Here is a 23,874-nt window from a genome sequence, read left to right as displayed (position 1 = left end):
AACAGCCACAAGTCGAAAATTATGGAAGGAATATCTATCATTCAGTCCTCGCATGGATTCTGGTGAGACTCAAAAGGTCACCTAAATTCTCATATAGGAAGGTGATAGACCATGAATGATAAATCTGAGGACAGGATACTCAAGGACAATAAAAACAGACATGCAGAATACTATGGTATGCAGGTAGTGTTTGATGAATTGTACAAAAAGTCTAATGAAGGGAAAAAGTTCAAACATCTCATGAGGACTATAACGTCAAAGGATAACATCCTTCTTGCTTACAGAAATATTAAGCGAAACAAAGGGAGTTATACACCTTCGGTGGATAGAATAACTATTGAGACGATTGAACGGATGTCCCAAGACCAATTTTTAAAGAAAATAGAAAATCGATTTAATAACTACCAACCTAGCAAAGTTCGCAGAAAGGAAATTCCAAAATCAAATGGAAAAACGAGACCGCTCGGAATACCATCGCTTTGGGATAGACTCATCCAACAATGTATATTGCAAGTCTTGGAACCAATCTGTGAAGCTAAATTTAACACTAGAAGCTACGGTTCTAGACCAAACAGAAGTGCAGAACACGCTATCGCAGATGCAAACTTCAAGATAAACCAAACAAATCTAATGTACGTGGTTGATGTAGACATTAAAGGCTTCTTCGATGAGGTAAATCATGTGAAACTGATGCGTCAATTATGGACGCTCGGGATACAAGACAAACAGCTACTTGTTATACTACGAAAGATATTAAAGGCACCTATACAGTTGGAAGATGGGACAATCGTCAACCCGACAAAAGGAACCCCTCAAGGGGGGATACTCAGTCCCTTATTAGCTAACGTCAACCTAAATGAGTTTGACTGGTGGATAAGTGACCAATGGGAAACAGCGAAAACCCGACATAGCTTCAAATATAAAAATAAAGAAGGTAGAACAGGTAGAGACAACAGAGCCTTGAAGAAAACAAAGTTGAAGCCAATGTACATTGTACGTTACGTAGATGATTTCAAAATCTTCACAGCCACACGAAGCAACGCAATGAAAATATTTAAAGCTGTGCAAATGTGGCTAGAAGAGCGCCTGAAGTTGCCAATCTCAAAAGAGAAATCAAAGGTGACAAACTTAAAGAAGCAAAAGAGTGAATTCTTAGGGTTCACGCTTAAAGCAGCTAAAAAAGGTAAAACGAAAACAGGTGCAACAAAGTACGTGGCGGAAACACACATGTCCCAAAAAGCAATAAAAACAGCGAAAGGGAAACTAGCTGAGCAAATTAAAAAGATACAAAAAACCCCCAACACCTCAAACTGCATTAAGGAAATCGCAAAGTATAACAGCATGATAATTGGGATACACAATTATTATGAAATCGCTACGCATGTGAACCTAGACTTGAAAAGAGCAGGTTACGACCTACAGAAACAAATGTACAACCGATTTCCAAAAAGCAAGCCGAACGACAAGAATACAAATGGTTTTACCAGATATGGGGAATATAGGGGCAAAGACAAAGGGATAGCGAAATATACTAAACGAGGGAACAAATACATTCGATACCTCATGAAAAGGCCAATACTTCATCTCTCTGATGTTAGAAATAAAAATCCAATGATGAAACGTAATGCCATTAATAAGTACGCTGAAGAAGGACGAAAGTTAATTCATACGAATCTAACAAACGTATCCGAAACAGAACTTAAATGGTTGCGAGAGCACCCTATATTAACAGGTAGAGCGACGTTAGAATACAACGACAATCGCTTGTCACTTTATGTGGCTCAGAACGGAAAATGTTCGGTTACTGGCGAGCAGTTAGATCTATTAGACATGCACTGTCATCATAAAATACCGTGGCATATAACACGTGATGACAGCTACCAAAACCTAACGTTAATCAAATCAGACGTTCACAAGCTGATACACGCAACAAAAACAGCTACAATAAAGGCTCTCCTGAAAAGACTAAATCTGAATAAAAAAACCATTAAAAATCTGGATAAATTAAGGGTGCTAGTGGGGAACAATTGTATCGATGAAAAAAGAAAATAATCTAGATAGTTTCAATGAAGTTAGATATGAACAACTAACGTTGTTCTAAATACAAAATAGGAAAATCATAAGGTCCAGAGGAAAAATCATGATTGAATGATAAAGAAAACATAATTTTCGAGGGAGCGCCGTGTGAGATGAAAGTCTCACGCACGGTGTGGGACGAGGGAAAACTGAAAAGAGAATGGAACTCGCAAGAGTTTTACACTTAGTAGGTTACCTATCGTTATTACGGGTCTAGACGCGCATGATATAGAAATGTATTTACTACTAAATGTAGGGTTAGCTGTGGATGAGTAAGAATGAAGAATATGAAAATCTATCTTGTGTTACAGGCACATGCAAGGCTAACAGGCTCATAGGAAGCACCTAAGTTTGTTCCATAATAGATGTAACTCAACGTTGTAAGCTGATAACGTGGAGAGCTTACTCTCGGTGAAGCGTTGGAAAGGAAAATAGTCGTGAGAATAGCGATTGTATAACTTTTCTTCATATCAGTGAAAGTGGTGGCACAGTACCAATGAAATGTCTAATCCACATGGAGGGATAGCCACTAGACTAATGAAGAATCAGTTAATCATGTAAGGCAAGTCTTTATCGGTTAATAAGGTTCTCGTAAGACTAAAAGAGGTTTACCTCCCACGGGAGGCACCGACTTATTGAAACGAAAGAGTTGAGACACATAAAGTGTTGATGATTAAATTGAATTGGATTAGTTGGAACGCCGTATGAGGTGAAAGTCTCATGTACGGTGTGAACAGGGGGAAAAGGGAGCGATAACTTCAAACCCTTACCTATCTGTATAATAAGGATTTTACAATATACCGTTATCTGACGTTTGTATCTTTACAAAGTAATAAAGAAATAAAGAAATAAAGAAATAAAGAATGTTCTCTATCCAAATGCTTGCTATTTAGCCCCCTAATGAATTTGGACACCTGCTAAGAGTAGTTTTATACTTGAGGTAGCCAAAATAAGGGGGATTTTTTGATGCAAAGACGAAAACATTCTGCTGAATTTAAACAACAGGTGGTACAAGAAGCCATTGAAACTGGCAATAAAGCTTTGGTCGCGAGACGTCATGAACTCAGTCCCAATCTCGTAAATAAATGGGTAAAAGCTTTTCAGGAACAAGGCAATCTAGATTATTCCGCCCAAGAAATCGTTTCTCCCTTAGAGATCAAACAGTTGGAGGATGAGAATGACCAGCTTAAAAAGCTGTTAGGCGAAAAAGATTTAGAAATCGCCATTCTCCGTGACGTACTAAAAAAGAAGAACCCTCACTTACTGAAACGCTTGAAGTAGCGAATGAGTGGATTGCGAAAGGGTATGCCGTCCGCAAAGTCCTGAAGATTTTAGAGATTTCTCCTTCTACGTATTATTATCAACATAAGAAAGAAGAGAAGTCAGTAAGTGAGGGCCGGCCGATTCCCGGCTATTCACTCACTAAGAACGGCAAGAAGATACCGGATGAACAAATACAGGAATGGCTGATGGAACTCATCTCAGGCGAAGCCGGTGTCTATGGCTATCGAAAGTTGTGCCTCCGCCTTCGAAGCGAGTATGCGCTACAGATTAACAAAAAGAAAGTGTACCGGTTATGTAAGGAGCTCGATATCCTACAGCCACAGCGAGAAGTGAAGTTCCACTATCCAAGAAAATTAGCAAGGAACCGGATCATCACTGAATCGAATCAGCTGTGGGAAGCAGATATTAAATACGGCTACATCGAAGGTGAAGAGCGTTTCTTCTTTATTCTGTCGCTCATTGATGTATATGACCGTTCCATCATTGACTATCATATTGGTTTACATTGTACCGGATACGATGCTGGCCAACTCGTGCAGCGTGCCTTGTTTAAACGCCAGCAATTTGAAAGAGAAACAAAGCCAGTCATCCGAACGGATAATGGCCCACAATTTATTTCTCTGGCATTTCAGAAAGCCTGTGAAACGTTCCACATCGAACATGAACGCATTCCGCCGAGAACACCAAATATGAATGCCCATATCGAGTCGTTTCACCGATTACTAGAGTATGAATGTTTGAGACGGTTCGCTTTTCATTCCTACGCAGATGCGTATCATGAGGTGGCTGAATACATGGATTTCTACAATAATCGAAGAATCCATTCGAGTATTTTAGATTTAGCACCAAATGAATTTTATCAACGAAACCAAACGGAAGAGCTAACGATTAAAGAAGTGAGAGTGTGAGGCAGGATGATTTTCTTGCCTCACCTAAAATAAAGAGCAATTCTATGAAATAATGAGCTAAGAGTAGTATGTGTCCAAAATTAGGGGGTTAACCCGATAACATAGGCTATGTAGAATAAATGCTGTTTAAATATTGTTTGTTATTTATCGTTATCCTATTGTTCGCTTGTTCGGAACATACAGAGATAAAAGTAAAAAATAATTCTTCCGAATATGGAGAATTACATGATCAAATTGGAGATAACCAAGAGCACACAGATTTTATCGCATTACCTGCCAATTTTAATGGGAATTTGAGTGGAAAAACGGGATATGGTTCTCAAACAGGTAAGGGGTTTATAGGGGATAAGGGAGGACATATCGGTTTTGCCATTTCATCTGGTGAAGTTACTCCAAAATCAGAGGTTGATATTACATTGGATTCTTTTCCTGAAAACCGAAAAGTACAATTTCAGTTATCAGATTATCTTGGTTGCAACTTTACTCTGCCTATTAGTGATGATAAAGTCTTAGTTGGTGAGTGGCTTATAAATGATGAAATAAAACAAAATTGAAAAAACACCTTTCAACTACACAAGTTTACGAAATCCTCACTGATGGACATATAGGGATAAAGTTTAACGATGATTATAAAATGCGGCACCCAAGAAGTAATATGGAAGCACAAGAGAGCTTTTTTGCGCTATGTAGACTTTTAGATAGTTATCTAAAAAAAGACGATTATTGTGAATTGTACATTTGTTGGGCTGGTGATGAGGAAGAAGATAGAGATGTAGAATTAGACCAGACCATAAATCTTAATAATATTAACATCAATGACATCCAAATATATGAGAAGACACTATTAGTAATAAAAAATAGTTGTTGAACTGGCGGGGCAGGTTAGTAGAAGAAGAAAAATTTATTGACTCTTTATTGTGTTTTGGGGCTAATATTGAGAAAAAAACTGTTTCTCTCGTGGAGGATTATTGGTATGTCAACACTAAACTAGACAGATTTTTTAAGGTGTTCAAGTTTATAATTAATTGGACTTACATAACCAAGTGTCCCATGAATTCGGATGTGATTAAACCAGTGGACATAGTCATGTAGTTCTCTTGTTAATTCTTCTAAACTCTCAAAATGTTGACCTTTCACAAACTCTGTTTTGATGATTTTAAACGTTGCTTCAGCCACAGCGTTGTCATAGGGGCAGCCCTTCATGCTTAATGATCGTTGAATGTTAAACGTCTCTAACGCATCGTCCATTAGCTTATTTTTAAACTCATTCCCACGATCCGTATGGAAAAGCTGAATGTTACGGAGATCACCCTTGATGGAGGCGAAGGCACGATAGACGAGTAACGCATCTTTGTTCGGACCTGCGCTGTAACCCACGATTTCCCGATTAAAGAGATCGACAAATACACATACGTAATGCCATTTTTGTTTGACTCTTACGTACGTTAAATCACTTACGAGCGCTGTCATCTCTTCTTCTTGGTTGAACTCGCGGTTTAGTTCGTTCTTCTGTTCGGATTCGTTACAGGATTTCGCATGTGGTTTAAATTGAGCTATGGTGTAAGTAGAAACAAGGCCCTGTTCTTGCATAATGCGTCCAATTCTTCGTCTAGAAACGATGCGCCCACGCTTTTTTAATTCAACTTTGATTTTGCGTGTTCCATAATTTTGACGACTCGCTTGGAAAATATCAATGACATCTGAGGTCACGTCATCTACGGCTGCTCTTTCCCTAGATTCATAATAGTAGGTGCTTCTAGGCAGTTGTAGGACTTTGCACATTGCTGATATCGAGTATTTATGTTGATTGTTCCTGATCACATTTACTTTCGTCCTAGTATCAGCGCGGCTTGCTTTAAAATATCGTTCTCCATTTGAAGCTGCTTAATTTCTTTGCGAAGTCGGTTCAATTCCTGTTGCTCAGGGGATAGGTTCTCTTTTTCTTTGAACGATCCAGATGTCTGGCTTTGATTCACCCACTTGTCCAATGACGAGGGTGTCAAATCATACTCCCGGATGATGTCCTTTCTTGGTTTTCCATTAAGATAGAGCTGCACGATTTGTTCCTTAAATTCAGCTGTAAATGTTCGTCGAGCTTTTTTCGTCATAGTAGATTCTCCCCTGTAGTATTTCCTGTATTCTACTTGACCTTATCTTTTCTGTCCAACTCAGTGTAGCCTATCCATATATAATGAGTAATTATCAAGAAGGTTATTTATGTAGATGTTGTGGAAAGTATCACAATGAACTTCCAATGAGTTATGGAAGTCCTGTTCCTGATTATTGTTACGACATACCGTCAGAAGAGCAAGAAAGCCGAATAGAGATGAATGAAGAATTTAGTTAGAACCAACTGATCATCTCTTAGCTATAGAACAAAGAGAAGGTGTGATAGTAGAGCGTATAAAGCAGATTGCACAAGAGCTATGCGATGAAGAGAAACAATAATAACTTTTCTTGTTTCACTAACGGGTGGCAAGAGTTAAAGAATGGGAGTTGCTGAGGCCTCTCTTTTCTTATTCGACTAACGGGGGTTGGTTCAAGAAGATTTGTTAGGAAATTTCCATTTTATTTATTTGAAATAAAAAATATTGGTGATTTTTTATATGAACCATTAAAATTACTTACATAATGTGGGAGAGGGGTTGAGGAGTTTGAGTGAAAAAATTGCTGACTTTATAATCGGCAGTTTATGGACTTTTTTCTTGTTCGGTTTATGGTTACTATTGTCGCTCAACCAAGGCACAGAAGGTGAGTGGTGGTCGCTTTTCACTCTTGATCTAGGAAGACCAAGTGATTCGGCTTTAGGAATATCATTTTTTAGAATGTTCATCGCCTTCTCTCTTTCTATATTAATAGCTTATTTTCTTACAAGTTGGTGGGGAAGAAAGAAAAAACATAGTAGTTCTTGAACGGGGGCTTGAGTTGGACAAGGGAGGTAGCTGCGGCACCTCTTTTCTTATTGAACAAATGGGGTAGTTGAACAAGGATTGAAACCTTATTGGTGGGTTAATTTGGCAAGGCGTCGATTGAAACATCATTGGTTCGGGAAACGTATAAAAAGAAACGCTAAAAAAGGAATAACTTTCTCTAACGATTTCTATGGTAACCCTTATTAAGCTAACGGGGACTTGAGTTTAACAAAAGAGGTAGCTGCGCTACCTCTTTTTCTTATTCAACGGGGCAGGTTAGTTGAACAAGGATATTTTCTGTTTTAAGCGAATTAGAATTTCAAACAAACCTTACACGAATACAGGTATTGAAAATAACAGGAACATAGGAGGTATGAGATATGAAGATCAATAGAATAGATCATGTGAGTATAAACGTAAATGATCTTTCAGAGGCTAAAGCGTTTTTTCTTGATTTAGGACTTGAAGTGCAAGCGGAATGGGAATTGGATGGAGAACAGTTGGACAGAATAGTTGGGCTTAATGATGTTAAAACGGCATGTGTAGGATTGGGGATGCCAGATGGTCAGGCATGGATAGAGCTAGTCAAATTTTATACGCCCTCAGATGAAAAAGATATTCAGCAACCTTTTGCAAATACGCTGGGTATCCGACATATTTGCTTTGCTGTTGAAGATATTGAAGCTATTGTTGCAAAATTGAAAGAGAAGGGCATGGAAATCTTTAGTGAGATACAGCAATATGAAGAAAGTTATAAGTTATGCTACGTTCGTGGTCCAGAGGGAATTATTTTAGAGTTGGCGGAGAAAATCAGATAAATATTGAATGGGACTTTAAATGATTTAGATCTCCAACTTTAAATATTTCTCCTTAAACTATCGGGTGCTTTAGTGAAAAAAAGACTGTCTTTTTGACGGTCCTTTTTTGATGAGATTAACACAAATACATTTTTGTAAAGTGCCTGCTACTTATTTATAGAGTTATTATTGCTCTCATCATGATTTTTGGAAGCTGTTTTGTCATCGACTTCAGCCCCCTCTACAATCTTGTTACCAATAGCACCGCCTGAAACACCGCCTATTACAGTACCAATTAGTCCAAATTGAGCACCTATCATAGCACCCGTAACGGCTCCATTAAGAGTTCCTGCTGCTGCTGCTTCACCAAAGTCACTCGCACCTTGATTAGCATTACTACCAACTTGATTGTTGCCACTTGCTTCTACATTTCCACCAAAGTTATTGCGTTCGTTACTCTGATTCATCTATTCACTTCCTTGTTTATTAATGGGGAATATGCTAATGATGAAAGCACACCATCCTAAACATATACTACCCAGCTGAAGTAGTTTTACTCACTATATGTTGGTTCAAGATATGGTTGTCTTATCGGCAGCCGTTTTTTCTTGTTAAACTAACGGAGGCGTTAGTTTAATAAGGGATACATCAATTAAACATTGAAGGAACTATTTCGTAACCCATCTGATGAATTCTTAAAGTTTTTGATTAAAGACTTTACGAACACAAGGATTACGAATAACGTGTTAGATCGTTTCCGTCCAATCGTTAAAAAAACCATTAATCAAACTATGCTGAGTATTATTTCAGAGGGGCTTTCTAAGGGAGAGGACGCAGTTCTGGATGAGGAAATGCCGTCCTTAAACGTTATTCCCATTAGAAGATAGCGTGGAGGATCAAGATGATGCCGAAGAAAAAGAAACTAACATTATTACGACAGAGGAAGAGCTAAGGTCCTTTGAAATCATTAGAGATATTTAGCTAAAGAAAACCGAGATGTTTCAGAGGTAAAATATAAGGATACAGGTCGTTATTTTGGGATTATGAATCGTGTTGTAACGAAATGGTTTATCCGGATCAACTATAACTCAAGAAAACAGCATATTAATTTAAGGATTGATCCTAGCATATGTAATCAGTTAATGCTAAGCAGCATAGTCGAAGAACCAACTAAGAAAGAAGGGCCAAGTCGGGTGTATATAGATAAGCCTGAGGAGCTTTATAAATTTTCACCTTTAATCGTAGCTTCTTATGATACAGTGAAGGAATAGGTACGTGTAGAGCAGGAGAATGATGTCCTGCTCTTTTCATTTTTGATATGTTTATTAAGTGTTCTAGACTAACGGGGTAGATTAGTTGAAGAGCTTTCGGGGATTTTATGGTAAAATATAGGTGTTGATTTTGGGTGAGGGATGTAAATCAGGTTTAAAACAGTTAAAGAAAGTGTTATGAAAATAGGGGGACACCAAATGTTGTATGTGGCATTAGTAATTTGCTTTGCCAGTTCAATTCTTCTTACTTTTATAGTAAGGAAGTTTGCGATTGTTATTGGGACTACTGATAAAAGGGACTATAAAATTCACCAAGCGATTATTCCAAGTCTTGGCGGATTAGCAATTTTTATAAGTTTTATGGCAGGTATGTTTATTGTAAGTCCATCTTCTTATTACACAGTACCAATTATGGTTGGAGCAACGATTATTGTAATCACAGGTGTATTAGTTGAACAGTTCCAGTTACCTGTAAAGTGGAAATTAGTCGGACAAGTTGCTGCTGCTCTCGTAATTGTCATAGCGGGTGGAATCCAGATTAGCTTTATTGATAGCTCTCCAGGTCATTCCATTGAATTTGGTTTGTTGAGTATACCATTCACACTATTATGGATTATTGGTATCACCAATACAGTTAGCCTGATTAATGTATTAGACGGCTTAGCAGCAGGTGTATCATCTATTGTCTTGGCAACTATTTCACTTATGACGTTTACAATGGGAAATTCCTTTGTTGCCATCACAGGGGTATTGCTCCTTGCCTCTACACTAGGATTTCTGATTTGTAACTTTTCCACTCCTAAAATATTTATGGGTGATACTGGGGTCTTATTATTAGGCTTTATGATTGCTGTGCTTACACTAACTGGTTTTAAAAATACGGGAATGACTGCAGATATTCCAATTATTATTTTAGGTATTCCAATCGTTGATACGCTTTTTACTGTTATTAGACATTATGTCAATAAGCAGTCACTATCAACACCTGATACGTTACATTTACATCATCGTTTGCTTCAAATGGGTTTTACGTATAAACAAACGCTAATGATCAATTATGCAATTACCATTCTGTTCAGCTTAGCAGTTTTTAATTTCTCCATCTCTACACTGTGGGGAACTGTTTTTATCTTGGCGGTGATCTTGCTGTACACTCGAATTTTTCAAAAATTATCTATTTAACCAGTAAAAATATAAAATTTTCATCTTATTTATTGAATAATAAGTAGTCAATATGAAATACATACAATTCATCTCAGGACTTACATGCTTGTTTCACTAATGGGGGCACTACTTTAATAAGTGGTACCTCCTTTTTTATTGAACAAACGGGGCAGAATAGCTGAAGAAGGTTGTAAATTAAAAGGAGTGTCCGGATGAGAATCTTCATTAAATATCAGGACAGCCTATAAGCAGGAGGGATGTTCTTGAGATTTCGGATTTTATTATTTCTAATCTTAATCAGTTTTCATTTCTCAACGATGGTCAGAGCGGAAGCCCCACTCACTGCTGCATTTATCCGTGACCATCAGCTATGGATCAAAAAGGGTGATCGAGAAATACAAATCACAAAGGATCGATATGTGTATTCTCAGAAATGGTCATATGACGGTCGTTTTATTGGTTATATTGATGGTGATGAAAAGGGTGAAAAATCGGATTTATTCATTTACGATACAAAAGAAAAAGAAAGCTACCAGCCTTATGTCAGGGTCGAAACATCTAACTTTAAATGGTCACCGATCAAAAATCAATTGGCGTACAATGATCGAGGCATATTGAATGTTACGAAAACAAAGAATGGTCGCCCGCAGGGATTTGAGAACGTCGCTCTCGGTGCTGGGGATTTTGAATGGTTTCCGAATGGGAAAGAATTTATTGTCTCCTCACATTCTTGCTTACTTCCTACTGGATGGGGACCAGTGCCTCTTTACAAAATTCCTGTAGATGCAAATCTTGCTGCGGATAAAATGAAGCTTTTTTATACTATTCAAACAAAAGAACCTGATTTGTTTGCAATTTCTGCTGATGATTTTAAGTGGAGCGCTGATGGAAAATGGGTTAGTTTTCTAGCCGCTCCTACAGCTTCCTGGTCAAACGATAGTAACACATTATGTGTCTTATCATCACAAGGAGAACAATTCCAAGCGGTAGGAAAAATGCTGTGGTATAAAGATTGGATGAAGTGGGCTCCTTCAGCTAATCAACTAGCCTATATTTCGGGAGAAGGAAGATTTTTCGTTGAAAACAAGAAAACCACGATTGCCGACATTCCAATCGTTAAGCAACAAAAGGAATATACACCTGAAGGTTTTGTAGACCTTGATTTGGAATGGTTCTCGCCAGACAAAGTGATTGTGGCTCGTGCGAAAGAAAACAAGGAGTGGAAGGAAGGCCCTGTTCCAACGATGTTTACAGCACTTTATGCTATCAATATAAAGACAGAGGAACAAAAACAAATCTCATTCCCCAAAAAGAATGAACTTGATGAAAATCCTCAAGTAGTCGGAACTTATCTTACTTGGTATCGAAAGAAGGATAAGGAATATAAAGGGGATGTCTGGATAAAGGAAGGATTAAATGGTAAAGAGCAGATATGGCTTAAGAATGTTGATGACGCTCCAATCTTTTTTACTCTAAATTGAAGATTTTACATGACAGACGTTTTTCCTGTCACAACCTTATATCTTCAATTTTCAAAGAACAACCTGTACAGGAATATTATACCATAAGAGCAGTGTTTCTCTGCGCAAAAAGGCGATTCATCTCCCACTTATTTTTGGGCTGCGTCCTGCACAAAATGGAAGTGGGAGTCTTCTCGCCTAAAATAATAAAAAAGGCAAGGAAGAAGTTAGTCTTTCTACAGAAAGGGGAAGTTTTCATATTTCAGGAGAACGGTGATAGTAGCGAATCTTATTCAGCTATCCGGGCAGCATTAGTTGAACAAGAAATGGTAAAATAAAGTTATGTAAGGGAGAGTAATATGGTTATTCGTAAACTAAACATAGGTGAAGAGCCTCCAATCGATTTGTTGTTGTTAGCTGACCCTTCTAGGATCCTCGTTGAGGAATATGTGCAAAGGGGAGAATGTTTTGTAGCTGAAAATGATGGTCAAATCATTGGGGTTTATGTACTACTGCCGACAAGGCCTGAAACAGTGGAATTGGTGAATATTGCAGTTATAGAAGCCCAGAACGGCAAAGGTTTTGGGAAACAACTAATAATGAATGCAATTGAAGTAGCTAAGTTAAGAAGATATAGAACCATAGAAGTAGGAACTGGAAATTCAAGCATTGGACAATTAGCCCTTTACCAAAAATGTGGCTTTAGAATTACTGGTGTTGATATAGATTTTTTCATTAGGCACTATCCAGAAGAGATTTTCGAAAACGGTATACAGTGCAGGGATATGATTCGATTATCTCAAGATTTGTAGGTTTAAAAAGGATTAGTTTCTGATTTAGAAAATATGAAATTTGTTCTGAATGGTCCTTACAAACAAGAACTGGATCATTTAATTGTTACTTTAAGCGATAATAGAGTGTTTCAAGTGCATATTTGCAGGAGACTAATCTTCAATTACTGATAATCCTGACTTATATTAATTCCTCTTGATCGGTAAAAAGAGGAGTTTTTTGTGTAATATCTTACGGTACTAAGGAACAAGGAATTTTTAAAGGGAAAATTGAGTACCTGTGGAGATTTTGACATAATAAAAATATTAGCAAGTATATGTAAAAGGTGGATTGAAGGGCTATGGACTTACCAGTGTTTAAATACAATCCCAATGCATTAGAACTGGGAATTATTGAAGAAGATGAAACACATTGTCCTGTTTGTGAAAAGAAAAGGAATTATGTATATCGGGGATCATTCTATTCTGAAGAGGAAGTAGAAGGTATATGTCCTTGGTGTATAGCTGATGGATCGGCAGCTGCAAAATTCGATGGGTAATTCCAAGACGAAGATGCTTGTGAAAAAGTAGAAAATGAAGAATGTCTAAAAGAGCTGATTTATAGAACCCCAGGATATATGGGTTGGCAACAAGAACGCTGGTTAAGCCATTGTGGAGATTTTTGTGCTTTTGTAGATTATGTAGGATGAGAAGAAATTGAACATTTGGAGCAGGAATTACAAGGAGACATATCCCAAATTATAAGGGATTATGAATTTTCTTTAGAAGAATTCAAGGGCATATTAGACAATGGAAGTGTTCAAAGCTATCTTTTTAAATGTCTAAAATGCGGGAAACATCGTTTGTGCATTGATTTCACTTAAATTTTATAATTTAAAACTTGTATCAGCTTCTCATACAAGACTTTTCATTTATGGGCTATGATTTGTAAAACATCTGGTTTATTAATGGGATACATACAAGTAGCTATAAAGAAAGTTAAAAGAGCTGAATAAGCTATATACGAACGGCGATATTTGTTGAAGAATGGGATTGCACTGCAATTCCATTTTTTATTGCGCTAGCGGAGCAGATTAGTTTATGGAGTAAAAACAATTCCAATTATGTAATATAATGTAAGTTGAGGAGGTGACCTTGTTGATGTGGTTTATTGTTTTTATTCTTGGGGTTGTAACATTTGCTTTATTGATAGACTTAAGGAATAAGAAAATCAATAATAACCCTCATAAACCAACCGATCCAAACGTTAAGCCAGGGGACAGTTCAAACTATATGATAGGGGATAATAAATACACAAATGGACAATTGAAGTGAGGCTTCTTTTAATTTAGAAAGGAGAATTGCAGATGTGGGAAACTATTGCAAATATAGGTTTAGTAATCATTGTTTTTCTTGCTGTTTTTTTCTTTATAAAAAAAATTGTAAATAGTGATAAAAAAGACTTGCCAAATTCTCCCGGTTATACACCTTCAACTAATCTTGATGAAGGAAGAAATGAAGGACTAGATATTACTCAAGGTGCGAAAATACCTTTAGATACTAAGCAGGAAATACCATATGATGAACGAAGCGTTAAACATTGAACTACCCACCACTTAATTTTCTAACGAAAATTTGAAGTGGGAGTCTTCTCGCCTAAAATGATAAAATACAGATTTAGCGTTCTCTAGAAGGAAAAATGTAGATTAACTTTTTATTTAGCTAAAGGGCGTTTTACAAGTAAAGGATTGTTTTTTATGTTAGAGAGAATAAAGGTTGCTGATTTAATTTAGGGGTGGGGCGCATATGAATAGCGAATTTTATTTTATCAATGCTTTTACTAAAGAAAAATTTAAGGGAAATCCTGCAGCAATAGTTTTCTTGAGAGAGAACAGATCAGAAGATTGGATGAAATCCTTAGCAAAAGAATTCAATCAACCTATCACAACTTTTATTTCAATAAAAGATGGAAATAACTATCAGCTTAGATGGTTTACACCCACTCAAGAGATTAATTTATGTGGGCATGGTACATTAGGAGCTGCCCATATTCTATGGAGTGAGGGTTTTTCTTCATCAGAGTCAACAATTAATTTTTATACTCAATCAGGCCTCCTTCGAACTGAGCTATCAGAACAGCAAATAATTCTGAGATTTAATATAAAAGAATCAACTCAAACAGAAGTGACTGAGACATTAAAGCGTGTTACTGATTTCCCTATAAAAGGTGCTGCTTGGGCAGAAGATCGGTACATTTTAGAACTGGAAAATCAAGATATGGTTCATAACATAACACCTAATTTGGAAGCAATTAGAGAACTAGAGGGTCCTGGTATAATTATTACTAGTCGTGGATCAGATAAGTATGACTTTGTATCAAGGTATTTTGCTCCAAAAATAGGAATTAATGAAGATTACGTAACTGGTTCTGCACACTGCGCATTAGCTTCATATTGGACTAATCGCTTAAATAAAAAAGAATTTACAGCATATCAAGATTCAGAGCGCGGTGGTGAAATAAAACTAAAGATAAAAGGAGATAAAGTTGAGTTAATTGGAGGCTGTGTAACTTTACTGAAAGGATATCTATATAATTAGTTGATCTTCCGCAATCGAGCGCGTTAGTTCGTGCGAAATGTTCCTGACTCAAATGCAATAGATGTCATATAATTAAGAACAAAAAGGGAGAAAAATCCAATATAAAAAAGCATTTTTGGGGCATTCTCATTGCGGTTGTTATTCTGGCTATTGGTTTACCTAGAATAACAAGCAATGCCTTTTCGTCTTCAACGGATAGCGATTCTTCAATCAGAAGGATCGCTTTTTCTTACTAAAGTTAGTTCAAGAAAGACTATGGTGTAAAATTATCAACTGAAACCTTTTCGAGCCCCCTCCGTATTAAAGTATAAATACATCGGCTGTTGGAGAGGGGAACAAATATGTCTGAAAAAGGTTGTATAAAATGTGGAAGCAAAGATGCAGGGAAAAAGGAAGTTGCAATGACGGGAACAGGATTATCTAAAATGTTTGACATTCAACATAATACGTTTATTGTTGTTTATTGTAAGACCTGTGGTTATTCCGAGTTCTATAATAAGCAATCTTCTACGGCATCAAATATACTGGATTTATTCTTTGGTTCATAAAAATATAAGTGTAAATTACAACTGGGGCATTACTGAAAGAGCGGTAGTGCCTTTTTCTTATTCATTTTTTAACTGAAGATGAAAACTGCGTTCCTCTTCAACCAGCTAATTTAATAAGAAGGTGTCCTTTTTGATTTGGTCCATTTAATCGAATAAGGCATATTGAACGGGGAAGTAAAGTTAAATAAGTATATTAATATTTTATAAAACAAAAAAGGTAAATTGTGGTAATATAGATAAATATACTTAAACTTTTAAACGGTCCAAGGAGAGTGATATTAGTTGCTTGATTATGAACGTTCTTTGTCTTTAGATTTCGAGGAATCTTCGTGTATTGAAAAGGATGGTTATACGGTTAGAGATGTGTCTTATTTAAGTCCGTATGGCGGGAAAGTACCTGCATATCTAGTCGTGCCAGATACAGGCGGACCTTTCCCAGCAGTTGTTTTTATGCATCCAGGTCAAGGCAATCGAACAACGTTTTTATCTGAAGCTGAAGCTTTAGCTTTAAAAGGTATAGTTTCTCTTTTAATCACTGCACCTGCCATGCGAAGTCGTTCTCCAAAAGGTTTATCTGAGGAGCAGAAATTAAATCTTATGATAGAAACAATCACTAATATTAAACAATATACTCAGACAGTGGTCGATATCCAAAGGGGAGTTGACCTTCTTTGTAGTTTCGAAAATATTGATTTAAATCGTCTTGCCTATATTGGACATAGTTTAGGTGCTACTTGGGGAGGAGTTCTTGCTGGAATCGAAGAACGTATTAAATCATACGTTTTAATGGCTGGATTCTCTAGTGTGTCTGAGTGGCATAAAACTAGTGAGCATCCATTAGCGGTATTAATTCGTGCCAAACTATCAAGAGAGAAGTTTAATAAATTTATTTCTGAATTGGAACCATTGGATGCGATTCATTATATAAATAAAGCTACACCTGCATCACTGTTATTTCAATTTGTTCATGATGACGAATTTGTACCAAAACACCAAGCAGATACATTCTATTCTTTTGCAAGTTCACCAAAGGAAATTTCTTGGTATAAAACTGACCATCTTTTTACGAATTGCGATGCTGCCTATCAAGAGCGTACGCAATGGATTATCAAGCGATTAGGATTTAACGATAATTAATCATTTAGAGGCTTTTGAAGCCGTTTCAATGATCTGAGTAATGCCAGAATCGGGCGCTTTATTTTTAAATAAGGAGTAAAGCTTTTTTATTGCACTAACGGAGCATGCCGTAGTTTTTATTTGTACAATTAAGCTCAGAAATGAACTTAATTCGGAAAGAGGGAAAAGGGTGTAACATAATCGATTACTCTTTTTAGCTTTAGTAAGTAGCATTTTAGTTGTTTTATATAAACTTTTCGAATGGGAAATTGTTGAAATATTGACACCATTTCTTATACCTTTGCTATGGTTATTGGTATTTGGTTTTTTCTTTGTTATCACAGTACGAACTGTAATCATTCTGTTTAAAAATAAAGATTGGAAGCCATTGGTCATCCAAACCGTTACCATCATGTTATGGCTCTTCTTTCCTTTCACTCAAGTTTTATTAGATATAGATTTTAAAATGAATAAATCCGAAAGAGAAGAGGTCTCTTATTAAACTCTAACGGTGGCACTACTTCAATATAAAGTGGTTCCACAAACAGGTAATATATGGTAATATATTTAGGGATGTTTGTTCCTCGGTTCGTTGAAATATGATTATTTAACTACTATTAAACAAAATATTAAAAAAGAGGTGTATTTAATGATTTTAGGTATTAACCCTTATTTAGTTTTGAATGGTAATGGACAAGAAGCAGTTAAATTTTATGAAAATGCATTGGATGCAAAAGTTGAAATCATTCAAACTTTTGGAGAAATGCCTGAAAATCCCGAGTTCTCTATTCCTGTTGATGCAAAAGACCGTGTTTTACATGCACATTTAAAAGTTGGTAATACTGATCTTATGATTTCTGATACATTCCCAGGTCAACCACACCAAATCGGATCACAAGTGACCATAGCCATCAGGCTAAACGATGTAGAAAAATCAAAAGAGGTATTCGAAAAACTACAAGAAGGTGGTCAAATAGTAATGCCACTTCAAGAAACTTTCTGGAGCCCATCATATGGACAAGTAACGGACAAATTCGGAGTAGAGTGGCAAATTTCAACACTCGTTGCTGATAATAGTTGATTTTCTTTTTAAAAAGCACCATATTACTCAAAGTAAATTGGTGCTTTTTTGTATTGGTTAAATAAATAACTAGATCATCAAGCTTCCATGTTGCTTGCTCTACAGTCAGGTCAGTAAGTGCTAGTTTTATTGGTGAGTACCAGTCATCTTGATTGTAGGTAGGAGTGTTGTCATATCTTCTTGTATTACCGACTCTGAATCGCGACTTTTAATCCAAGACTAATATAGATTGCCCCTACGATTTTACCGCTCCAACGGCCAATCCAGGATATTCGCTTAACCAATCGTCCGAGCAGTTGTACACTCATCGCAATAAACGTTGTGTAGATGGCACTTAACAGCACAAAGATCAACCCTAGGATCAAAAATTGAAAAAAGGATTGCCCTTGCTCCGGGTGAACGAACTGCGGCAAAAATGCCAGAAAGAAAAGAGCTGTTTTCGGGTTTAGAACTTCAACTAAAATCGCTTGACTATAAGTACTTGAAGTCTTCACTGGAGAAGTCTTTGGCAATTGAGGATCTGCAGGCTTTTCTAAAATTGCCCGAACTCCTAAATATATCAAATACGCTGCTCCTGCAAACTTCACAAAATTAAAAGCAAGCGCAGACGTCATCAAAATAGCAGAAAGTCCTGCTGCTGCAAATAACGTATGGATCATATCGCCAGTCGCGATTCCAAGACCAGCCACAATGCCAGCTTTGCGCCCGTTTTGGATTGTACGAGTAGCGGTAAGAAAAACGGCTGGACCTGGTATCAGAAATAGGCTAATTACGATGACTACGAACGCACTTAGGGTAGAAAGAGTGAACATTTAATTTTCCTCCAATCACTTATTTTTGAATAATATGCTTATTTTATCAACAAAATCGTACATAGGTAAACTAACCTTAAAGGGACAAACGGAAATACTCCGCTGTTTATAGATTAAAAAATCTTTTTTGATAGAATATAATATGGAATATATATCTAGTAAATTATGGATGAAAGTGCTTCTAAACAAATTTTTTCAAAGGAGCAGGCTTAGATGATAACTATTATGCAAGTGATTTTAGCAGTTTTTATTTTAGTAGGAGGACTCATAAAACTTTTCCGTATACCGTTTCAGGTTGAACATTGGCGGCACTACCAATATCCATTGTGGTTCATGTCTGTAATTGGATTGATTGAAGTCATTGGAGCAATAGGAATGATCGGTGGTATCTGGAATCAATACTTGGTTTTGGGATCAGGGGTATTATTTATAATTCTCATGATGGGGGCTATACATGCTCATATTTTTCGGGCTCAACAACCTATTGTAATGATTATTCCTGCAATAATCTGTCTGATTTTGTCTATAATCGTGATGATCTAGCACTTGAGGGTGTTTTGCTAAACCTACCGACAATTATATTGCATTCGGCGAATCTTGAATTTAGCAGAATCTAAGGTGTTTTTGAGTACAGATAGAACGTTCGTTCCGTATTAATTAACAGGCAGTACAGACCCCCACTTCCGACGCACAGGATGTGCTAGCGAAGACGTAGAGATTGACGTCGTGCTTTTAGTCTTTGTTCTTTAGTCATCGCGGAAGGATAAGTGGGGGATAACTGCCCGTAAAAGCCCAATAAGTCATCTAACCATCAGTGGAGGAAGGAAGAAAACCTCCACTGATGGAAGTTTTCTTTATGTAAACTGCATATGAATAAGAAAATTAGCCTTTTTTTATGGGGATAGGCGGATAAAATAAATACAAATTAATTTAATAGGAGGGAAGCTGGATGGAGAAGCAAGATGTGGCTATTGTGTTAGTTCATGAAATATATGGGGTTAATAAACATATGAAATATATGCAAAAAAGGTTATCTAAGCTGGGGATACACGTAATATGTCCGAATTTATTACATAAAGAAAACCCTTATACGTATACTGAAGAAGCACTTGCTTATGAAAATTTCGTTCAAAATATCGGTTTTGAGTATGGGGTACAACAAGTTAATCAGGCCATAACTGAGCTGAAGCAAGAATATCAGAGAGTTGGAGTAGTCGGATTTAGTGTTGGAGCGACAATTGCGTGGTTATGCAGTGAAAATAAAATGGGTGACTTTGTAATAGGTTGTTATGGATCGCGAATTCGAAATCATGCAGATATTCAGCCTTCATGTCCGACACTTCTAATTTTCCCAACTGAAGAACAAGCATTTGATGTACATAATCTAGTTGAAACATTAAAGAAAAAGGAATATAGAGATTTGAAAATTAAGAGTTTTCCTGGAGTGCATGGATTTATAGATTCTTTTTCCAAAAATTATCACGAAGTATCTGCCGTTAAAGCATTACAATGTATGGATGAATTTGTACAAAATCAATTTAAATTATAATTTCTTCTAACATGTTTTATGTTATCAAAGTAATACAATGGCATTATTATCCTTTTTGTGGTAAATGGGGTTAATGAGAGACCCAATGGAAGACTAAAAGAACATAGAACAAAACTGAATAATAAATTTTTACCAAGTAATTTTCTATTTCTTAGAATCCGTACCTATGTAAACCTCTTTTGTATCAGGAGAGGTTTTTTTACGTTCTTGATTCTCCAACAAACACGTGGGGAAGAAAATAAAAAAAATTTTTCTTTTATTAAGAGAAGTTAACAGTTCATTTAAAGTTAGGTAAATATTGGTTTAATCGACATTTTTTAACAATAGCTTGTTTATAATGACTCTATCTTTGAAGGAAGGGAGTTGAAAAGCTACTTTCATTAAATACAACTAAAAAATAATGAGGAGGAATAGAAGTGATATTTAAAAACCTTTGGAAATTATCCATTCCTGTATTTGCCCTGATGATTGCTGCGGCCTGTAATGATGTTCAAGATATGACTCCTGAAGAAGAGCCAACTAATGGAGAAATGAATCCAGAAGAACCTGCTACACCTGCCGATGGAGAAGTGGATCCAGAAGAACCTGTTAGTGAAGAAGTAAATCCAGAAGAGCCTGCCAATAATGATATGAACACGGAAGAACCGACAGGTGGGGAGACAAATGCTGAAGAACCCGCTAATATTTTTAGTAGACTCTATTCAGAATTGACGGTATCGATTGAGAACAGTTGATAAGAAAGGAGAAAAGGAAATGCGTGATAATCCTAACATTCTTGAAGAAAAGGAGAGGAAATTAGTACAATATTTAGAATCATGTACAACAGAAGAAATTTTGAAAGAAGCTCAGGAATACACCCCATCTCTTCGTTCTCATTCAAGTCTTCTCCGTAAATTGAGCGAAATGAAACTGCCACAACCCGTTGTCAACACTCTCATTTATTATACTCTTGCTACGAACGATCAAAAGCCTGTGGCTTATAAGCTATTGACACTTGCTGCTTTATGCAGAAAACTTAACATAAAAAATGCCCAGACAGCGATTACCTTTTTTAAACTGTATTATTCACGCCATACCCAAATAAGCCAAGAAGGGTAAAACCAATTTTACCTTGAGAAAAAATAGATTGGCTCACTCCGATAATGAAAGAAGGATTGAGCTTTATGACGGAAAAGTTGTCACATATGGTTCTTAGAGGGGATTGTCCTTTTACCCGACGTAACAGCGGAAATAACTATAGATAAGCAGGATGGTAAAACGAAGGTTTGTAAAATGAATGGTAGACACTATTATAAAAAGTTGCTGGAGGGACAAAGAATGAGCAAAGGCATTGTTGAGAAAATCTTAATTGGAAAATCGAAAACAATGGGGGAGAAAAACGCTAATAATCCCATGGACAGAGAATGGACGAGCGGAATTTTTAAAGAACCGGTAAAAGGTCCTGTTTGGCTCAGTAAAACAAATTTAACAGGGGATGGACAAGCAGATTTACAACATCATGGTGGTCTAGAAAACGCGGTGTTTGTTTATCCGATTGAACACTATTCAAAATGGCTAACAGAACTCAAGTTGGCTGACCTTACCATTGGAGCGATGGGGGAAAATTTTGCGTTAAGCGGTCAATTAGAAGAAGACGTTTGCATAGGGGATATTTATAAAATGGGGGAAGCATTAACATTATCGGAGCGCCCCTATCCACAATGGACCATTGCAAGATGTAATGAAATTATGCATATAATGAAGAAAGATCTAAAGGCTGCTGCAGAATTGGCTTCTTGTAAACTCTTAGCAGAAAATTGGAAGAAAACATTACATACAAGAGTGGAGAAAGGGGAAAATCCGGATATCAACAAAAGGGTGTACGGCCCTAATATTTAATGTGTACAGCGCTGCCTGTTACACTTAAGCCCCTAATAATAAACTCGAACAAGTTAAAATCTGCTTGAGAGTTTTTATTCAATCGTTAGCAAATGCTCTTATTCTTTTTTAGAAAATCCTTTAAAGGGGTTAACCGGCTCTGGTGCAAAAATTTTAGTTGCTTAAAAATCGGCCTTTTAATCATGGACTTGCAACATAAAATACAATTTCGCCAGCAATATTTGCGATTTATTCTCTTTTATTTTCGCGCCAGAACCGTAGATCCAAAGCCCTTCACTTATCTTCAATTTTTGGCAGCAGAAACTTCATTTAAATACTATTTTTGCATAAAAGTCGATGTTCGCTTTTACGTTATCTTTTGTAATGATGTCAACTCCACTATCAATCCTTTTTTCTACGTGTTCTCCCTTAATGGTTTTTAATGCTTGTTCTACACTTAAGTATCCCGTATCAAAAGGATTCTGGGATAGGGCAACACTCAACTTCTCGTCTTCAACAGCCTTCAGCATTTCCCAGTTTTCGTACGTCCCGATAACAGGAATCTTTAATTCTTTTTCTTCTATTACTTTTAGTGCATTTAAAGCTATGTTGTCATTTGTGACAAACATCCCTTTAATGTTGGGAGAAGTCTGCAAAATGTTGCTTATTACTAATTTTTCATTGCCGGATTTTTCATCCGCTTGATCTTTAGTAATAATCCTTGCTCCAATATTATCGAGATTCTCTTTCGCTCCTTTAATCCAATCATTCTGAAATGAATGGTCTTGTGAATCGAAAATAAAGACCACTTGATCCCCTGGCTGCAGAGTGGAAGATAATACCTCTCCTGCTATTTTTCCTAATTTCAAATGATCCGTCCCGATAGAAGTCGTTTGGTCTGTCCAGCGAGTGTCTTGATTCAATATTAACACGGGGATATTTCTTTTTTGATATTCCTTCAAAGCGGTAATAACAGCTGATGATTGAGTTGGAGTGACAATTAGTACATCTGGTTTTTTCTTGAGAACATCTTTCAGCATCGTAACTTGTTTTGAAGTTGGGCCATGTAAATTAGGTGCCATTACTTTCCCGTCTATATCAAAATCAGCAAATCCTTTTTCTATTCCCGCCTTAACGATTTTCGAATGATCAGTGTTTAATTCTTGTAAAACAGCAACAACTTTAGGCTTTTCATTTCCCTTAAGAAAGCTTATTGAGATAATAATAAAACTCACAAAGATCAATGGAATTATCCATTTGTTTTTCATTATTCATCCTCTTCTCATGTGTAATAGATGAATTAAATTTAATATGATTTTACTTTACAGTAAGGACTACAAAATATAACTAAAAACTACAAAAGGTTACATAAAAGAACCGTACGCATCTCCAAACGTACGGTTCTTTTATGTATGTAGGATAAACAACTAAATCGCTTTGAAGATTGCACTGAATGGTTCATCACTCTGGTTACATTTATTATATATTAAATATAATAATCTGACAATATATAATTTTCTGATTATTTAAATATGTAACTAGAATAATTAATAACTGATAGGTTCTCAATTTTTTAAAAATGACATTAACACTATGACCCCAACTAGTATAATGGGTATTAAAGCTTTTAGTATTCCTTTCTTTGACGGCTCTATGTGTTCGTGGTCACCA

General features: G+C 36.5%; 25 protein-coding genes and 1 pseudogene. 21 read left to right on the top strand and 5 right to left on the bottom strand.

The window, feature by feature from the left end:
• The first annotated feature begins 111 nt into the window (after positions 1 to 111).
• The 3 genes from ltrA to BK575_RS12750 all read left to right on the top strand — a co-directional run bounded on the left by ltrA (position 112) and on the right by BK575_RS12750 (position 4,822).
• Entirely contained in the window at positions 112 to 2,052 is a 1,941-nt protein-coding gene (gene ltrA, locus BK575_RS12760; RefSeq protein WP_078410707.1) for a group II intron reverse transcriptase/maturase, read from the top strand.
• A 990-nt stretch (positions 2,053 to 3,042) separates the two neighbouring features.
• Positions 3,043 to 4,268, top strand: a protein-coding gene (locus tag BK575_RS12755; RefSeq protein WP_139368029.1) for an IS3 family transposase whose coding sequence is annotated in 2 segments (ribosomal slippage) — positions 3,043 to 3,334 and positions 3,334 to 4,268 — 1,227 coding nt in all. Because the reading frame shifts where the segments join, the coding sequence is not laid out codon by codon here.
• Positions 4,269 to 4,387: 119 nt separating this feature from the next.
• Positions 4,388 to 4,822, top strand: coding sequence for a hypothetical protein (locus BK575_RS12750; RefSeq protein ID WP_078410706.1), 435 nt, complete (start codon positions 4,388 to 4,390; stop codon positions 4,820 to 4,822).
• Positions 4,823 to 5,255: 433 nt separating this feature from the next.
• On the opposite strand, the gene BK575_RS12740 is transcribed toward BK575_RS12750, so the two are convergent.
• Positions 5,256 to 6,376, bottom strand: a protein-coding gene (locus tag BK575_RS12740) for an IS3 family transposase (RefSeq protein WP_139368028.1) whose coding sequence is annotated in 2 segments (ribosomal slippage) — positions 5,256 to 6,127 and positions 6,127 to 6,376 — 1,122 coding nt in all. Because the reading frame shifts where the segments join, the coding sequence is not laid out codon by codon here.
• Between the two features lie 83 nt (positions 6,377 to 6,459).
• On the opposite strand from BK575_RS12740, the gene BK575_RS29490 reads away from it, so the two are divergent.
• The 3 genes from BK575_RS29490 to BK575_RS12730 all read left to right on the top strand — a co-directional run bounded on the left by BK575_RS29490 (position 6,460) and on the right by BK575_RS12730 (position 7,998).
• Entirely contained in the window at positions 6,460 to 6,615 is a 156-nt protein-coding gene (locus BK575_RS29490) for a DUF2199 domain-containing protein (protein WP_328589503.1), read from the top strand.
• Between the two features lie 307 nt (positions 6,616 to 6,922).
• The gene (locus BK575_RS12735) at positions 6,923 to 7,180 is read left to right on the top strand and encodes a hypothetical protein (RefSeq protein ID WP_078410704.1); all 258 of its coding nucleotides are present in this window, start codon (positions 6,923 to 6,925) and stop codon (positions 7,178 to 7,180) included.
• 380 nt (positions 7,181 to 7,560) lie between these two features.
• The gene (locus BK575_RS12730; RefSeq protein WP_078410703.1) at positions 7,561 to 7,998 is read left to right on the top strand and encodes a VOC family protein; all 438 of its coding nucleotides are present in this window, start codon (positions 7,561 to 7,563) and stop codon (positions 7,996 to 7,998) included.
• Positions 7,999 to 8,144: 146 nt separating this feature from the next.
• Here BK575_RS12730 and BK575_RS28875 read toward each other — a convergent pair whose 3' ends face one another.
• Positions 8,145 to 8,444, bottom strand: a complete 300-nt coding sequence (locus tag BK575_RS28875; protein ID WP_078410702.1) for a glycine zipper 2TM domain-containing protein — start codon at positions 8,442 to 8,444, stop codon at positions 8,145 to 8,147.
• A gap of 1,002 nt (positions 8,445 to 9,446) precedes the next feature.
• On the opposite strand from BK575_RS28875, the gene BK575_RS12715 reads away from it, so the two are divergent.
• From BK575_RS12715 to BK575_RS12680, 9 genes and pseudogenes are all read left to right on the top strand, one after another.
• Positions 9,447 to 10,430 (top strand): MraY family glycosyltransferase, encoded by a 984-nt coding sequence (locus BK575_RS12715; RefSeq protein ID WP_078410700.1) that lies wholly within the window; start codon positions 9,447 to 9,449, stop codon positions 10,428 to 10,430.
• 245 nt (positions 10,431 to 10,675) lie between these two features.
• Complete coding sequence (locus BK575_RS12710; RefSeq protein ID WP_078410699.1) at positions 10,676 to 11,893, top strand: translocation protein TolB; 1,218 nt, start codon at positions 10,676 to 10,678, stop codon at positions 11,891 to 11,893.
• Between the two features lie 338 nt (positions 11,894 to 12,231).
• Entirely contained in the window at positions 12,232 to 12,684 is a 453-nt protein-coding gene (locus tag BK575_RS12705; RefSeq protein ID WP_078410698.1) for a GNAT family N-acetyltransferase, read from the top strand.
• Between the two features lie 320 nt (positions 12,685 to 13,004).
• Positions 13,005 to 13,526 (top strand): annotated as a pseudogene (locus BK575_RS12700) (CbrC family protein).
• Positions 13,527 to 13,800: 274 nt separating this feature from the next.
• Positions 13,801 to 13,977 carry a hypothetical protein gene (locus BK575_RS28595; RefSeq protein WP_169907768.1) on the top strand — a complete coding sequence of 59 codons (177 nt, stop codon included), beginning with the start codon at positions 13,801 to 13,803 and terminating at the stop codon, positions 13,975 to 13,977.
• Between the two features lie 32 nt (positions 13,978 to 14,009).
• Positions 14,010 to 14,246, top strand: coding sequence for a hypothetical protein (locus BK575_RS12695; RefSeq protein WP_078410697.1), 237 nt, complete (start codon positions 14,010 to 14,012; stop codon positions 14,244 to 14,246).
• 202 nt (positions 14,247 to 14,448) lie between these two features.
• Positions 14,449 to 15,240 carry a PhzF family phenazine biosynthesis protein gene (locus BK575_RS12690; protein ID WP_078410696.1) on the top strand — a complete coding sequence of 264 codons (792 nt, stop codon included), beginning with the start codon at positions 14,449 to 14,451 and terminating at the stop codon, positions 15,238 to 15,240.
• 341 nt (positions 15,241 to 15,581) lie between these two features.
• On the top strand, positions 15,582 to 15,788 hold the full coding sequence (locus tag BK575_RS12685; protein WP_078410695.1) for a zinc ribbon domain-containing protein: 207 nt from the start codon (positions 15,582 to 15,584) through the stop codon (positions 15,786 to 15,788).
• Between the two features lie 282 nt (positions 15,789 to 16,070).
• On the top strand, positions 16,071 to 16,925 hold the full coding sequence (locus BK575_RS12680; RefSeq protein WP_078410694.1) for an alpha/beta hydrolase family protein: 855 nt from the start codon (positions 16,071 to 16,073) through the stop codon (positions 16,923 to 16,925).
• On the opposite strand, the gene BK575_RS28590 is transcribed toward BK575_RS12680, so the two are convergent.
• On the bottom strand, positions 16,926 to 17,318 hold the full coding sequence (locus BK575_RS28590) for a hypothetical protein (RefSeq protein WP_169907766.1): 393 nt from the start codon (positions 17,316 to 17,318) through the stop codon (positions 16,926 to 16,928).
• A gap of 235 nt (positions 17,319 to 17,553) precedes the next feature.
• Here BK575_RS28590 and BK575_RS12670 point away from each other — a divergent pair, with 235 nt between their 5' ends.
• Positions 17,554 to 17,985: a VOC family protein gene (locus BK575_RS12670; RefSeq protein ID WP_078410693.1), complete on the top strand. Its 432-nt coding sequence runs from the start codon at positions 17,554 to 17,556 to the stop codon at positions 17,983 to 17,985.
• Positions 17,986 to 18,170: 185 nt separating this feature from the next.
• Here BK575_RS12670 and BK575_RS12665 read toward each other — a convergent pair whose 3' ends face one another.
• Positions 18,171 to 18,797, bottom strand: a complete 627-nt coding sequence (locus tag BK575_RS12665) for a LysE family translocator (RefSeq protein ID WP_078410692.1) — start codon at positions 18,795 to 18,797, stop codon at positions 18,171 to 18,173.
• A 213-nt stretch (positions 18,798 to 19,010) separates the two neighbouring features.
• Here BK575_RS12665 and BK575_RS12660 point away from each other — a divergent pair, with 213 nt between their 5' ends.
• The 5 genes from BK575_RS12660 to BK575_RS12640 all read left to right on the top strand — a co-directional run bounded on the left by BK575_RS12660 (position 19,011) and on the right by BK575_RS12640 (position 22,224).
• Positions 19,011 to 19,340 (top strand): DoxX family protein, encoded by a 330-nt coding sequence (locus BK575_RS12660; RefSeq protein ID WP_078410691.1) that lies wholly within the window; start codon positions 19,011 to 19,013, stop codon positions 19,338 to 19,340.
• 406 nt (positions 19,341 to 19,746) lie between these two features.
• The gene (locus tag BK575_RS12655) at positions 19,747 to 20,346 is read left to right on the top strand and encodes a dienelactone hydrolase family protein (protein WP_078410690.1); all 600 of its coding nucleotides are present in this window, start codon (positions 19,747 to 19,749) and stop codon (positions 20,344 to 20,346) included.
• A 416-nt stretch (positions 20,347 to 20,762) separates the two neighbouring features.
• The gene (locus BK575_RS12650; protein WP_078410689.1) at positions 20,763 to 21,080 is read left to right on the top strand and encodes a hypothetical protein; all 318 of its coding nucleotides are present in this window, start codon (positions 20,763 to 20,765) and stop codon (positions 21,078 to 21,080) included.
• Between the two features lie 19 nt (positions 21,081 to 21,099).
• Positions 21,100 to 21,444 (top strand): replication initiation and membrane attachment family protein, encoded by a 345-nt coding sequence (locus BK575_RS12645; protein ID WP_078410688.1) that lies wholly within the window; start codon positions 21,100 to 21,102, stop codon positions 21,442 to 21,444.
• A gap of 219 nt (positions 21,445 to 21,663) precedes the next feature.
• A complete protein-coding gene (locus tag BK575_RS12640) occupies positions 21,664 to 22,224 on the top strand; it encodes an MOSC domain-containing protein (protein ID WP_078410687.1) in 561 nt (186 codons plus the stop codon).
• Positions 22,225 to 22,529: 305 nt separating this feature from the next.
• Here BK575_RS12640 and BK575_RS12635 read toward each other — a convergent pair whose 3' ends face one another.
• The gene (locus BK575_RS12635; RefSeq protein WP_078410686.1) at positions 22,530 to 23,471 is read right to left on the bottom strand and encodes a sugar ABC transporter substrate-binding protein; all 942 of its coding nucleotides are present in this window, start codon (positions 23,469 to 23,471) and stop codon (positions 22,530 to 22,532) included.
• Positions 23,472 to 23,874: the final 403 nt, after the last annotated feature.

It is taken from the genome of Priestia abyssalis (genome assembly GCF_002019595.1).
GTDB lineage: Bacteria > Bacillota > Bacilli > Bacillales > Bacillaceae_H > Bacillus_BA > Bacillus_BA abyssalis.
Note: the sequence above shows the minus strand (reverse complement) of the source record. Positions and strands in the feature narration are given on the sequence as shown.

Excerpts from the sequence above, each read along its gene's own strand:
- ltrA (WP_078410707.1), top strand. The coding sequence starts at position 112 with ATGAATGATAAATCTGAGGACAGGATACTCAAGGACAATAAAAACAGA.
- BK575_RS12750 (WP_078410706.1), top strand. The coding sequence starts at position 4,388 with ATGCTGTTTAAATATTGTTTGTTATTTATCGTTATCCTATTGTTCGCT.
- BK575_RS29490 (WP_328589503.1), top strand. The coding sequence starts at position 6,460 with ATGAGTAATTATCAAGAAGGTTATTTATGTAGATGTTGTGGAAAGTAT.
- BK575_RS12730 (WP_078410703.1), top strand. The coding sequence starts at position 7,561 with ATGAAGATCAATAGAATAGATCATGTGAGTATAAACGTAAATGATCTT.
- BK575_RS28875 (WP_078410702.1), bottom strand. The coding sequence starts at position 8,444 with ATGAATCAGAGTAACGAACGCAATAACTTTGGTGGAAATGTAGAAGCA.
- BK575_RS12715 (WP_078410700.1), top strand. The coding sequence starts at position 9,447 with ATGTTGTATGTGGCATTAGTAATTTGCTTTGCCAGTTCAATTCTTCTT.
- BK575_RS12705 (WP_078410698.1), top strand. The coding sequence starts at position 12,232 with ATGGTTATTCGTAAACTAAACATAGGTGAAGAGCCTCCAATCGATTTG.
- BK575_RS12695 (WP_078410697.1), top strand. The coding sequence starts at position 14,010 with ATGTGGGAAACTATTGCAAATATAGGTTTAGTAATCATTGTTTTTCTT.
- BK575_RS12690 (WP_078410696.1), top strand. The coding sequence starts at position 14,449 with ATGAATAGCGAATTTTATTTTATCAATGCTTTTACTAAAGAAAAATTT.
- BK575_RS12685 (WP_078410695.1), top strand. The coding sequence starts at position 15,582 with ATGTCTGAAAAAGGTTGTATAAAATGTGGAAGCAAAGATGCAGGGAAA.
- BK575_RS28590 (WP_169907766.1), bottom strand. The coding sequence starts at position 17,318 with ATGATGGTAACGGTTTGGATGACCAATGGCTTCCAATCTTTATTTTTA.
- BK575_RS12670 (WP_078410693.1), top strand. The coding sequence starts at position 17,554 with ATGATTTTAGGTATTAACCCTTATTTAGTTTTGAATGGTAATGGACAA.
- BK575_RS12665 (WP_078410692.1), bottom strand. The coding sequence starts at position 18,797 with ATGTTCACTCTTTCTACCCTAAGTGCGTTCGTAGTCATCGTAATTAGC.
- BK575_RS12660 (WP_078410691.1), top strand. The coding sequence starts at position 19,011 with ATGATAACTATTATGCAAGTGATTTTAGCAGTTTTTATTTTAGTAGGA.
- BK575_RS12655 (WP_078410690.1), top strand. The coding sequence starts at position 19,747 with ATGGAGAAGCAAGATGTGGCTATTGTGTTAGTTCATGAAATATATGGG.
- BK575_RS12645 (WP_078410688.1), top strand. The coding sequence starts at position 21,100 with ATGCGTGATAATCCTAACATTCTTGAAGAAAAGGAGAGGAAATTAGTA.
- BK575_RS12640 (WP_078410687.1), top strand. The coding sequence starts at position 21,664 with ATGAGCAAAGGCATTGTTGAGAAAATCTTAATTGGAAAATCGAAAACA.
- BK575_RS12635 (WP_078410686.1), bottom strand. The coding sequence starts at position 23,471 with ATGAAAAACAAATGGATAATTCCATTGATCTTTGTGAGTTTTATTATT.